General features: G+C 62.7%; 11 protein-coding genes and 1 tRNA gene. All 12 read left to right on the top strand.

Annotated elements, in window-relative coordinates:
- Positions 1–227 precede the first annotated feature (227 nt).
- A complete protein-coding gene (locus ACREXZ_RS10155) occupies positions 228–932 on the top strand; it encodes a CoA transferase subunit A (RefSeq protein WP_431763916.1) in 705 nt (234 codons plus the stop codon).
- 2 nt (positions 933–934) lie between these two features.
- Complete coding sequence (locus ACREXZ_RS10150) at positions 935–1576, top strand: CoA transferase subunit B (protein WP_431763915.1); 642 nt, start codon at positions 935–937, stop codon at positions 1574–1576.
- A gap of 219 nt (positions 1577–1795) precedes the next feature.
- Entirely contained in the window at positions 1796–2716 is a 921-nt protein-coding gene (locus tag ACREXZ_RS10145) for an alpha/beta fold hydrolase (RefSeq protein ID WP_431763914.1), read from the top strand.
- A gap of 91 nt (positions 2717–2807) precedes the next feature.
- Entirely contained in the window at positions 2808–3161 is a 354-nt protein-coding gene (locus ACREXZ_RS10140) for a RidA family protein (protein WP_431763913.1), read from the top strand.
- Positions 3162–3215: 54 nt separating this feature from the next.
- The gene (locus ACREXZ_RS10135; RefSeq protein ID WP_431763912.1) at positions 3216–5465 is read left to right on the top strand and encodes a RelA/SpoT family protein; all 2250 of its coding nucleotides are present in this window, start codon (positions 3216–3218) and stop codon (positions 5463–5465) included.
- Between the two features lie 107 nt (positions 5466–5572).
- Positions 5573–5649 (top strand) — tRNA-Val (locus tag ACREXZ_RS10130).
- Positions 5650–5904: 255 nt separating this feature from the next.
- Positions 5905–7812, top strand: a complete 1908-nt coding sequence (thrS, locus tag ACREXZ_RS10125; protein WP_431763911.1) for a threonine--tRNA ligase — start codon at positions 5905–5907, stop codon at positions 7810–7812.
- A 50-nt stretch (positions 7813–7862) separates the two neighbouring features.
- Complete coding sequence (gene infC, locus ACREXZ_RS10120; protein ID WP_431763972.1) at positions 7863–8384, top strand: translation initiation factor IF-3; 522 nt, start codon at positions 7863–7865, stop codon at positions 8382–8384.
- Between the two features lie 255 nt (positions 8385–8639).
- Entirely contained in the window at positions 8640–8837 is a 198-nt protein-coding gene (gene rpmI / locus ACREXZ_RS10115) for a 50S ribosomal protein L35 (RefSeq protein ID WP_431763910.1), read from the top strand.
- A 29-nt stretch (positions 8838–8866) separates the two neighbouring features.
- Positions 8867–9226 carry a 50S ribosomal protein L20 gene (gene rplT, locus ACREXZ_RS10110; RefSeq protein ID WP_006052502.1) on the top strand — a complete coding sequence of 120 codons (360 nt, stop codon included), beginning with the start codon at positions 8867–8869 and terminating at the stop codon, positions 9224–9226.
- A 160-nt stretch (positions 9227–9386) separates the two neighbouring features.
- Positions 9387–10400 carry a phenylalanine--tRNA ligase subunit alpha gene (gene pheS / locus ACREXZ_RS10105; RefSeq protein WP_431763909.1) on the top strand — a complete coding sequence of 338 codons (1014 nt, stop codon included), beginning with the start codon at positions 9387–9389 and terminating at the stop codon, positions 10398–10400.
- Positions 10401–10517: 117 nt separating this feature from the next.
- Positions 10518–12950, top strand: coding sequence for a phenylalanine--tRNA ligase subunit beta (gene pheT, locus ACREXZ_RS10100; protein ID WP_431763908.1), 2433 nt, complete (start codon positions 10518–10520; stop codon positions 12948–12950).
- Positions 12951–12992: the final 42 nt, after the last annotated feature.

The raw sequence follows: 12992 nt of genomic DNA, 5'->3' as shown, positions 1-12992 counted from the left end.
AATGGCAATTGCTTATGTATTTTTGCGTATTGTGCCGCAACGCCGCCGCATCGTACCCTTTCACGCAAATCACAAGCGACGAAGCAGCCCGCCGACGCGTTGCGCAATCCAGCGACGACGCCTGCTTCGGGCGACTAGAATGGCATGTCGGGCCGAGTTTGCGTTGGCCTCCGCGCTCCATCGCACCGATCCGGTTTCGGGTTTCCAATCGAGGAAGGGACACACTGATGAACAAGGTCTATCCAGGCGCGGCCGCCGCGCTCGAAGGCATCGTCAAGGACGGGCAGACGTATGCCGTCGGCGGCTTTGGTCTGTGCGGCATCCCGGAGGCGCTGATCGCGGCGTTGCGCGATACCGGCGTGAAGGGCATCACCTGCATCAGCAACAACGCGGGTGTCGACGGCTTCGGTCTCGGCCAGTTGCTCGAAACGCGGCAGGTGAAAAAGATGATCTCGTCGTACGTCGGCGAGAACAAGGAGTTCGAGCGGCAGTATCTGGCCGGCGAACTCGAACTCGAATTCACGCCGCAGGGCACGCTCGCCGAAAAGCTGCGGGCCGGCGGCTCCGGCATTCCCGCGTTCTTCACGAACACCGGCTACGGCACGCTGATCGCCGAAGGCAAGGAAACGCGTCAGTTCGGCGAGAACCACTACGTGCTCGAACATTCGCTGACCGCGGACATCGCGCTCGTCAAGGCATGGAAGGCCGACAAGTCGGGCAACCTGATCTATCGCCGCACCGCGCGCAACTTCAACCCGATGTGCGCGATGGCCGGCAAGATCACCGTGGTCGAGGTCGAGGAGATCGTCGAGGTGGGCGAACTCGATCCGGACGCGATCCATACGCCGGGCATCTTCGTGCAGCGCATCGTGCTCAATGCGCATCCGGAAAAACGCATCGAACAACGCATCGTCCGCGCGAAAGGAGACTGATCATGGCATGGACTCGTGACGAAATGGCCGCGCGCGCGGCGAAGGAACTGCAGGACGGCTTCTACGTGAACCTGGGCATCGGGCTGCCGACGCTGGTCGCGAACCACGTGCCGGCGGGCGTCGAAGTGTGGTTGCAGTCGGAGAACGGCCTGCTCGGCATCGGCCCGTCGCCGACCGAAGAGGAAGTGGATGCCGATCTGATCAACGCGGGCAAGCAGACGGTGACGACGCTGCCGGGTTCGTCGATCTTCTCGTCGGCGGATTCGTTCGCGATGATCCGCGGCGGCCACATCAACCTCGCGATCCTCGGCGCGATGCAGATCAGCAAGACGGGCGATCTCGCGAACTGGATGATCCCCGGCAAGATGATCAAGGGGATGGGCGGTGCGATGGATCTGGTGGCGGGCGTCAAGCGCGTCGTCGTGCTGATGGAGCACGTCGCGAAGGGCGACCAGCACAAGATCCTCGAGGAATGCACGCTGCCGTTGACCGGCGTCGGCGTGGTCGACCAGATCATCACGGACCTCGGCGTGATCGAGGTGTCCAGCGATGGCCTGAAGGTGACCGAACTTGCACCGGGCGTCACGGTCGATGAGATCAAGGCGAAGACCGGTGCGCCGCTCGATGTAAGCGCGGTGAGCTGACGCGGTTTAGCCGCCGCGGGTTGGGCGGGTTGTATGAGGCGGGCGAAACGTGAGTTTCGCCCGCTTTGTTTTGTGCGTGGCGCGTGGTCCGGGCTCGCCGAGGTCGGCCGGCAAAGCGGTTTACAATCGGCCACAGAGGCTGCGTGCCGCGCCGCGCTTCATCCGCGCTAGGCGCCATCGCAACCGCCACGCTTTCCCCGTCTTCGCAAGGAACCCCCGATGACCGCCACGTCCCTCGCCGCTAGCTCACCCGTCGATCCCGCCGTGCCCCGTCAGCGTTTCGTCCAGTGTGCGAGCGCGAGCGGGCTGCATCGCGTCGCGTACACCGAGTGGGGCGATCCGGCGAATCCGCGCGTGCTCGTCTGCGTCCATGGGCTCACGCGCTCGGGCCGCGATTTCGATCGCGTCGCGCGCTCGCTCGCGGGCGTCTACCGGGTGGTATGTCCGGACATCGTGGGTCGTGGGCTGTCGTCGTGGCTCGTCAATCCGGCCGGCTACGCCGTGCCGCAATACGTTGCCGACATGGTCACGTTGATCGCGCGCCTCGACGTCGAAACGGTCGACTGGTTCGGCACGTCGATGGGTGGGCTGATCGGCATGGTGCTTGCCGGGTTGCCGGATTCGCCGATAGGCAAGCTGCTGCTCAACGACGTCGGTCCGCATGTGGAGCCGGTGGCGCTGACGCGCATCGGCGAATACCTTGGCAAGCCCATCCGCTTCGATACGCTACAGGCGGGCATCGAGCATGCGGCGCTGCTCGCGCAGTCGTTCGGCCCGCTGACGCCCGACGAATGGCGCGAGATCAATACGCCGCTGCTGCATGAGCAGGACGGCGCATGGCAGTTCCGCTACGATCCGCGCATCGCGGAGCCGTTCACGGCAACGACGCCGGAGCAGGTAGCGCTCGGCGAAGCGGCGCTGTGGCATGCATTCGAAGCGGCACCGGGCCCGGTGCTGGCGGTGCGCGGCGCGCAGTCCGATCTGCTGTCGCGCGACACGCTCGCGGCGATGGTCGAGCGCGGACGCGCGGTGTCGAGTGTGGAGATCGACGGCATCGGACATGCGCCGGCCTTTCTGTCGCCGGACCAGATCGGCATCGCGACGCGCTTCTTCGTCGGCGAGACTTCGGACGCGTCATAATATGGGGCTGGCGCGGCGCGCCCGAGTGGGTTGAGTGCGCTGCATGGACCATCCGGTTCCTCCGATTTCTCTTCAACCGTCAGGACATTTCATGGCAGTCATTCGTCACCACGTCGGCAAGCGTCTCTCCGAAATCGCCGTGCATAACGGCACCGCGTATCTTGCCGGCCAGATCGCCGAAGACACGGATCAGGACATCGCCGGCCAGACGCGCGAAGTGCTCGGCCACATCGACCGTCTGCTCGCCGAGGTGAACAGCGACAAGTCGCATCTGCTGTCCGTGCAGATCTACATCTCGGACATGGCGCACTTCGCCGGCATGAACGCGGTCTGGGACGAGTGGGTCGCGCAGGGCGCGACGCCGCCGCGTGCCACCGTCGAGGCGAGCCTCGCGAATCCGAAGTGCCTCGTCGAAGTCGTCGTCGTGGCTGCGCAGCGCAGCTAGGATCGCCGTCGAACCTCCGCTGGGCCGCATAGCGCGGCGGATTGCAGCAGCACCATGAATACCGATACCGTCACGACCGTTTCTCCGCCGGCGCCGTCCTTCGACGATGCGCTGGCATTCGTGCGTCGATACGCGGGCGATGTGCGGCTGTCGTCCGGCGAACTGCTCGCCGAGCACGCGGCGGGCACCGCGTCGATCATGCGCACGCTCAACGTCGATCCGCCCGCGGTGCTGGCGGCTGCGCTGTTCGCGCTGACGCCGCATCTGCAGGACCCGGAGCGCGTGATCGCGGAGAACTTCGGCGAGGAGGTCGGGCAGCTCGTCGGCAACGTGCGCAAGCTGCTGCGTCTCGGCACGGTCAGCCTGCGCGCCGCACAGAACGCATTTCCCGAAGCAGGACGCGACGCCGAAGCGGCACGTCGCACGCAGATCGAGGCGCTGCGCAAGATGCTGCTGGCGTTCGCGCAGGACATCCGCGTGGTGTTGATCCGCCTCGCGTCGCGACTGCAGTCGCTGCGCTACTACGCGGCCGCGAAGATCACGCCAACGCCTGACGTCGCGCGCGAAACGCTCGACATCTACGCGCCGCTCGCGAACCGGCTCGGCATCTGGCAACTGAAGTGGGAGCTCGAAGATCTCGCGTTCCGCTTCGAGGAGCCCGATACGTACAAGCGGATCGCGAAGCTGCTCGACGAGAAGCGCGTCGAGCGCGAGAGCTATGTCGACGAAGCGATCACGCGCTTGCAGCACGAGTTGTCGGCGGCGAATATCCGCGCGGAAGTGAGCGGCCGGCCGAAGCATATCTATAGCATCTGGCGCAAGATGCGCGGCAAGGCGCTGGACTTCGCCGAACTCTATGACGTGCGCGCGTTTCGCGTGATCGTGCCGGACATCAAGGATTGCTACACCGTGCTCGGGATCGTGCACAACCTGTGGCAGCCGGTGCCGAGGGAGTTCGACGATTACATCTCGCGCCCGAAGCCGAACGGCTACCGCTCGCTGCACACGGTCGTGATCGGCGACGACGGGCGCGCGTTCGAAGTGCAGATCCGCACGCAGGAAATGCACAGCTTCGCGGAGTATGGCGTGGCTGCGCACTGGCGCTACAAGGAAGCCGGTGCGCGTGGCTACGACGGCCAGTTCAGTGCGGACGACAAGTACGACGAGAAGATCGCGTGGCTGCGGCAGCTGCTCGCGTGGAAAGACGACGTGTCCGACAGCGACGGAGACGAGGGCAAGGAGCACGCGAGCCAGCCGTGGGAGCAACTGCGCCAGGCCACGCTCGACGACGACCACATCTACGTGATGACGCCGCAGGCGCGCGTGATTCCGCTGCCCCACGGTTCGACGCCGGTGGACTTCGCGTATCACCTGCATAGCGAACTGGGCCACCGCTGTCGCGGTGCGCGCGTCGACGGCGCGATGGTGCCACTCAATACGTCGCTGCAGAACGGCCAGACTGTCGAGATCGTCGCGGTGAAGGAGGGCGGCCCGTCGCGCGACTGGCTCAATCCGCTGCTCGGCTATATGCATAGCCCGCGCGCGCGGCAGAAAGTGCGCGCGTGGTTCAACGCGGTCGATGCGCAGGAAAACATCGCGACCGGCCGCGCGATGGTCGAAAAAACCCTGCAGCGCGAAGGCAAGACGTCGGTCAATCTCGATCAGCTGGCCGCGAAGCTCGGCTTCAAGGAAACCGACGATCTGTTCTCCGTGGTCGGCAAGGAAGAATTCAGCCTGCGTCTCGTCGAGCAGGCGTTGCACGACGCGCCGCCCGCCGAACCGGAAGTCGAAGCACCCGAGCAGTTCGAGAAACGCAGCAGCGGCGCGAGCGTCGCGCACGGCGCATCGACGGGCGTGCTGGTGGTCGGCGTCGACGCGTTGCTCACGCAGCTCGCGCGTTGCTGCCGTCCCGCGCCGCCCGACGAGATCAGCGGGTTCGTCACGCGCGGCAAGGGCATGTCGATCCACCGGCGCGATTGCCCGACATTTCTCCGGATGGTCGAGCGTGCACCCGAACGTGTGCTGCAGACCACATGGTCCGCCGACGTGATGAGCGGACGCGGGCAGTCCGTCTATCCGGTCGATCTTGCGATCGAGGCAAGCGACCGGCAGGGACTGCTGCGCGATATCTCCGAAGTGTTCGCGCGCGAAAAGATGAACGTGATCGGCGTGAAGACGCAGAGCCGTCGTAACGCGGCGTACATGCAGTTCACCGTCGAGGTGTCGAGCGCGGCGCAGATCCAGCGCGCGTGTACGCTGCTCGGCGAAGTGACGGGCGTCGTTCGCGCGTCGCGCAAGGCGTGACCTCGACACGCCCTGTTCTTGCTTCGCTGCGCCGTGCGGAATTTCTAAAGTCTCTGCATAAAAGGGCTTGCCAAGTTTTGCCGAGCTTCATATAATCTCGCTTCTTTAGGCTCGTAGCTCAGCTGGTTAGAGCACCACCTTGACATGGTGGGGGTCGTTGGTTCGAGTCCAATCGAGCCTACCAACGAAAATCGAAACTCCGGCTTGCTGGAGTTTTTGTAGCAAGCACCAGGCGCATCGGCGCCATCAAGGCGAATACGGTTATGGCACCGCGAACGTTGACCGAAACTACTTCGGAACGACGCTAGTCGAGGACCACTTTCGCTCTTGCAGTTTGCTGAAAATGTGAAATGCGGCCCCTCGAAAGCGGGGCCGCATTTTTTTTGGCTTTTTACGGTTGTTGGATATGCCGCCGCCGGTCGGCATCACGGAGAGCGCAATGGTTTCGATACGTCTGCCTGACGGTTCTGTTCGACAGTACGAGCATCCGGTCACGGTCGCGGAGGTTGCCGCGTCGATCGGCCCGGGTCTCGCGAAGGCCGCGCTGGGCGGCAAGATCGACGGCGAACTCGTCGATACGTCCGCGCTGATCGATCACGACGTGTCGCTCGCGATCGTCACCGAGAAGGACGCAGACGGCCTCGACATCATCCGTCATTCCACCGCGCATCTGCTGGCCTATGCGGTGAAGGATCTGTACCCGGAAGCGCAGGTCACGATCGGTCCGGTGATCGACAACGGTTTCTACTACGACTTCGCGTACAGCCGCCCCTTCACGCCGGAAGATCTCGAGAAGATCGAAAAGCGCATGCAGGAACTCGCGAAGAAAGACGAGCCGGTGTCGCGCCGTGTGGTGTCGCGCGACGAGGCGGTCGATTACTTCAAGAGCATCGGCGAGAAGTACAAGGCGGAGATCATCGAATCGATTCCCGCCACCGACGAAATCAAGCTCTATTCGCACGGCGGCTTCACCGATCTGTGCCGCGGCCCGCACGTGCCGTCGACGGGCAAGCTGAAGGTCTTCAAGCTGATGAAGCTCGCGGGCGCCTACTGGCGCGGCGACGCGAAGAACGAGCAGCTGCAGCGCATCTACGGCACTGCGTGGACGAAGAAGGAAGATCAGGACGCGTATCTGCACATGCTCGAGGAGGCCGAGAAGCGCGATCACCGCAAGCTCGGCAAGCAGCTCGACCTGTTCCATATGCAGGACGAATCGCCGGGGATGGTGTTCTGGCATCCGCGCGGCTGGACGCTGTGGCAGCAGGTCGAACAGTACATGCGCCGCCGCGTGAACGACGCCGGCTATCTCGAGATCAAGACGCCGATGATCATGGACCGCTCGCTGTGGGAAGCGTCGGGCCACTGGCAGAACTATCGCGAGAACATGTTCACGACGGAGTCGGAGAAGCGCGACTACGCGATCAAGCCGATGAACTGCCCGGGGCACGTGCAGGTGTTCAACCACGGACTGCGCTCGTATCGCGATCTGCCGCTGCGCTACGCGGAATTCGGCTCGTGCCATCGCAACGAGGCGTCGGGCGCGCTGCACGGTCTGATGCGTGTGCGCGGTTTCGTGCAGGACGACGCGCATATTTTCTGTACCGAAGATCAGTTCATCAGCGAGTCGATCGCGTTCAACACGCTGGCGATGAGCGTCTATCAGGATTTTGGATTCGATCAGGTCGACATCAAGCTGTCGCTGCGCCCGGATGCGCGCGCCGGTACCGACGAAACCTGGGATCGTGCGGAGCAGGGTCTCCGTGAGGCGCTGACCGCGTGCGGCGTGACATGGGAGGAGCTGCCCGGCGAGGGCGCGTTCTACGGTCCGAAGGTCGAATATCACATCAAGGATGCGCTCGGCCGGTCGTGGCAGTGCGGCACGCTGCAGCTCGACATGGTGCTGCCGGAGCGCCTCGGCGCGGAATACGTCGCCGAGGACAACGGTCGGCGACGGCCGATCATGCTGCATCGGGCGATCGTCGGGTCGATGGAGCGCTTTCTCGGTATTCTGATCGAGCACCATGCTGGTGCAATGCCCTCCTGGCTTGCGCCGATGCAGGTGGTCGTGATGAATATCGCGGAAAATCAGGCCGAATACGCCCGTCAGGTCGCCCAAACGTTGCAAAAACAAGGGCTTAGAGTAGAGGCCGATTTGCGCAACGAGAAAATAAGCTATAAAATACGCGAGCACACGCTCGAAAAGGTGCCGTATCTCCTTGTGGTCGGCGACAAAGAGCGTGATGCACAAACGGTAGCCGTGCGTGCCCGTGGCGGCGTCGATCTGGGCGTAATGCCGGTCGAAGCCTTTACCGAACGCCTGCGCGAGGACGTGCAGTCGTTCCGTTGAGCCACTGCGGCAGCGCGGCTCGTTTTTTTAATTTTTAGAGGAAACGTAACATCGCTACGGATAAGCCGCATCGCATCAACGGCGAAATTACCGCACCTGAGGTGCGTCTCGTCGGAGTCGAAAACGAACCGCTGGGCATCGTGAAACTCGCCGATGCTTTCCGTCTGTCGGAACAGCAGGACGTTGACCTGGTCGAAATTGCTCCGCAGGCGGTACCGCCTGTTTGCCGTCTGATGGACTACGGCAAATTCAAGTACCAGGAAGCGAAGAAGCAACACGAGGCCAAGCTCAAGCAGAAGGTCATCCAGGTCAAGGAAGTCAAGTTCCGGCCGGGTACCGACGACGGGGATTACAACGTCAAGCTGCGTAACCTCGTGCGCTTCCTCGAAGACGGCGACAAGACGAAAATCACGTTGCGTTTCCGCGGCCGCGAAATGGCCCACCAGGAAATCGGTATGCGGGTGCTCGAGCGCCTGCGCACCGACCTCGACGAAGTCGGTCAGGTCGAGCAGATGCCGAAGATGGAAGGGCGCCAGATGATCATGGTTCTCGCGCCGAAGAAAAAGAAGTAAGCAGGAGCGGGGCGTGTCGTGTGATGCGCCCGGCGTTGCAGCAGGATACACAGTACGCAGTACGTCTTCGCCGCTGAAAGTGCTGGCGGAGGCAGGCAGATTTCGGAACGGTGCCCGCATGCGGGCACCGTTCCTGAAAAAGCGGCGGTCGCGGAATGGACCGTTGCATACCAAGTGGAGTGGGTTTCGAAGGGCGGTGAAGGGCGTTCGCGTCGACCGCACACCCATATCCATCAAATAATGGAGTTGTTCGTCATGCCGAAGATGAAGACGAAGAAGAGCGCTGCGAAGCGCTTCGTGGTGCGTCCGGGCGGTACCATCAAGCGTGGTCAAGCCTTCAAGCGCCACATTCTTACCAAGAAAACCACCAAGAACAAGCGTCACCTGCGTGGCTCCACGGCAGTTCATGAGTCAAATGTGAACTCCGTGCGCGCAATGCTGCCGTTCGCCTAACCCTTAACTAAAACTCAAAGGAGTTCATTATGCCTAGAGTCAAACGTGGGGTTACCGCACGGGCCCGCCACAAGAAGATCATCAAGCTGGCCAAGGGTTACCGCGGCCGTCGCAATAACGTCTATCGCATCGCCAAGCAGGCGGTCATGCGCGCCGGGCAATATGCCTATCGCGATCGCCGCAACAAGAAGCGTGTGTTCCGCGCACTGTGGATCACGCGTATCAACGCGGCGGTGCGTCAGCACGACATGACGTACAGCGTGTTCATCAACGGCCTGAAGAAGGCTTCGATCGAACTCGACCGCAAGGTGCTGGCCGACATGGCTGTGTTCGACAAGGCCGCTTTTGCTGCGATCGTTCAGCAGGTGAAAGCCGCCGTTGCAGCCTGATTGCGCTAGTTAGCACATCTGTACTGCGTGGTTCGTTGCAGCGAACATCCGGTAGTCTCGGTGACGCTGCAACAAAAACGGGGCTCCTCACCGAGCCCCTTTTTTGTTGGTCGAACCCGTTTTGCTTCGATTGAACACTGACGTTGAAAAGATGGGATCAATGGATCTGGACCAGATTGTCGCCGACGCGCAGAAAGCGTTCGAACTCGCCACTGACATCACGACCCTCGAAAACGAGAAAGCCCGCTTTCTCGGCAAGTCGGGGGTACTGACCGATTTGCTCAAGGGCCTGGGCAAGCTCGATCCCGAAGCGCGCAAGACCGAAGGCGCACGCATCAACGTTGCCAAGCAGCACGTGGAAGCCGCGTTGACCGCGCGCCGCCAGGCGCTGGCCGATGCGTTGCTGAGCCAGCGTCTCGCCGCCGAGGCGATCGACGTCACGCTGCCCGGCCGCGGCATCGGCACCGGCAGCCTGCATCCGGTGATGCGCACGTGGGAACGCGTCGAACAGATTTTCCGCACGATCGGCTTCGACGTGGCCGATGGTCCCGAGATCGAAACCGACTGGTACAACTTCACCGCGTTGAACAGCCCCGAGAACCATCCGGCGCGTTCGATGCAGGACACGTTCTACGTCGAAGGCAACGACGCGCAAGGGCGCCCGCTGCTGCTGCGCACGCACACGAGCCCGATGCAGGTCCGCTACGCGCGCATGAACAAGCCGCCGATCAAGGTGATCGCGCCGGGCCGCACGTATCGCGTCGACAGCGATGCGACGCATTCGCCGATGTTCAATCAGGTCGAAGGGTTGTGGATCGACGAGAACATCAGCTTTGCCGACCTGAAGGGCGTCTACACGGATTTCCTGAAGAAATTCTTCGAGCGCGACGACATTCTCGTGCGCTTCCGCCCGTCGTATTTTCCGTTCACCGAGCCGTCTGCTGAAATCGACATGATGTTCGAGCACGGCAAGAACGCCGGCAAGTGGCTCGAGATTTCCGGTTCGGGCCAGGTGCACCCCACGGTGATCCGCAACATGGGCCTCGACCCGGAGCGCTACATCGGTTTTGCGTTCGGCAGCGGCCTCGAGCGGCTGACGATGCTGCGCTACGGCGTGCAGGATCTGCGTCTGTTCTTCGAGAACGACCTGCGTTTCCTGCGCCAGTTCGCCTGAGCCTGTACAGCCGGTGCACTGCGCGGAAGAGGCGCGTGCCGCAAGCCGTGACGCCGGCGAGATGCCGATGCATCCGCCGGACGTGGACCTAACTCTGACTGGAACGTACACAGAATCATGCAATTTCCGGAATCCTGGCTGAGAACCTTTGTCGATCCGCAACTGACGACGGACCAGCTGTCGCACGCGCTGACCATGGCGGGCCTCGAAGTCGAAGGCCTGCGGCCGGTCGCGCCGCCGACGTCGAAGATCGTCGTCGGGCGCGTGCTCGAGGTCGTCAAGCATCCGGATGCGGACAAGCTCAACGTGTGCCAGGTCGATGCCGGCACGGGCACGACGCTGAACATCGTCTGCGGTGCGCCGAACGTCGCGCCGGGCATCAAGGTGCCGGTCGCGCTCGTCGGTGCCGAACTGCCGCCGGCCGAAGAGGGTGGCGCGCCGTTCGCGATCAAATTGTCGAAGCTGCGCGGCGTCGAGAGTCAGGGCATGCTGTGCTCCGCACGCGAGCTGAAGCTGTCGGAAGATCACAGCGGTCTGCTGATCCTGCCGGAAGCGACACCGATCGGCCAGGACATCCGCGAAACGCTGAATCTCGACGACACCGTTTTCGAAATCAAGCTGACGCCGAACAAGGCCGATTGCCTGTCGGTGTTCGGCGTTGCGCGCGAGACCGCGGCGATCACCGGTGCACCGCTGCATCCGCTCGACATCCGTCCGGTGACCGTGACGCTGAACGAAACGGTGCCGGTGAAGATCTCGGCGCCGGACCTGTGCGGCCGGTTCTCCGGTCGCGTGATCCGCGGCGTCAATGCGCGTGCGAAGTCGCCGCAATGGCTGGTCGAACGTCTCGAACGCTCGGGTCAACGCAGCATCTCCGCGCTCGTCGATATCTCGAACTACGTGATGCTCGAACTGGGCCGGCCGTCGCATGTATTCGATCTCGACAAGATTCACGGCGGCCTCGACGTGCGCTGGGGTCGTCGCGGCGAAACGCTGAAGCTGCTGAACGGCAATACGGTCGAGCTCGACGAAACAGTCGGCGTGATCGCGGACGAACAACATGTGGAGAGCTTCGCCGGCATCATGGGCGGCGACAGCACGGCCGTTACGCTCGATACGACGAACATCTACGTCGAAGCTGCGTTCTGGTGGCCCGACAGCATTCGCGGCCGCGCGCGTCGCTACAACTTCTCGACTGACGCGGCGCACCGCTTCGAACGCGGCGTCGACTATTCGACGACCGTCGAACACATCGAGCGCATTACGCAATTGATTCTCGACGTCTGCGGCGGCGAAGCCGGTCCGATCGACGACCAGATCGTCAATCTGCCGCAGCGCACGCCGGTGAAAATGCGCGTGTCGCGCGCGAATCGCATCATCGGTGTCGCGATCGGCGCCGACGAGATCGCGCAGATCTTCACGCGCCTCGGTCTCGCGTTCGAACGCGACGGCGACACGTTCGTCGTGACGCCGCCGCCATATCGCTTCGACATCGAAATCGAAGAAGACCTGATCGAGGAAGTCGCGCGCATCTACGGCTTCGAAAAGATTCCCGCGCGGCCGCCGGTCGCGACGAGCGAGATGCGTGCGACTCACGAAACGCAACGCTCGATCCATACGATCCGTCACGCGCTCGCCGCGCGCGATTACGCGGAGACCGTGAACTTCAGCTTCGTCGACGCGGAATGGGAACAGGATTTCGCCGGCAACGACAAACCGGTGCGACTGCTGAATCCGATCGCGAGCCAGCTGTCGGTGATGCGGACCACGTTGTTCGGCAGCCTCGTCAGCGTATTGCGCCATAACCTGAATCGCCGTGCCGATCGAGTCCGCGTGTTCGAAGCAGGGCGCGTGTACCTGTCCGACGCGTCGGTGAAGGACGGCGATCTCGAAGTGGGAGGCTATGCGCAGCCGAAGATGGTTGGTGCGCTCGCGTATGGTCCCGCATTCGAAGAGCAGTGGGGCGCGTCGACGCGCGCGGTCGATTTCTTCGACGTGAAGGGCGACCTCGAAGCGCTGTTGGCACCCGCAGTCGTGCGTTTCGTGAAGGCCGATCACCCGGCGCTGCATCCGGGACGCAGCGCGCGCATCGAACTGGAGGGTCGCGCGGTCGGCTGGATTGGCGAACTGCATCCGCGCTGGATGCAGAAATACGATCTGCCGCATGCGCCGATTCTGTTCGAGATTGCCACCGACGCATTAATTCAGCGCGGATTGCCGACGCCTTCGGATGTATCGAAATTCCCGCCGGTACGGCGTGATATTGCCGTCGTCGTCGACCAGAAAATCGAGGCTCAGGCACTGCTCGACGAGATGCAAAAGGCCCTTTCCGACGACGCCTGCAGGAGCGTTCAAAGGGTTGCACTTTTCGATGAATTTCGTCCAAAATCAAATACTTCCGGAGGGTTGGTAGCGCACGAGAAAAGCCTTGCGTTCCGTGTAACCTTGCAAGATACTGGCGGGACACTTCAGGATGAAACGGTCGATACGGCCATTCAAACTCTGGTGGATCGTCTGGCTCGAGCATATGGCGCACGGCTGCGCGGATAGCCCACGGATCACCTGCGAACGGCAGTTTCCGCATTTTCCGGT

Origin of the sequence: Paraburkholderia sp., from assembly GCF_050742655.1 — a bacterium.
GTDB lineage: Bacteria > Pseudomonadota > Gammaproteobacteria > Burkholderiales > Burkholderiaceae > Paraburkholderia.
The sequence above is the reverse complement of the archived record's forward strand: the minus strand, read 5'-3'. Positions and strand labels throughout refer to the sequence as shown.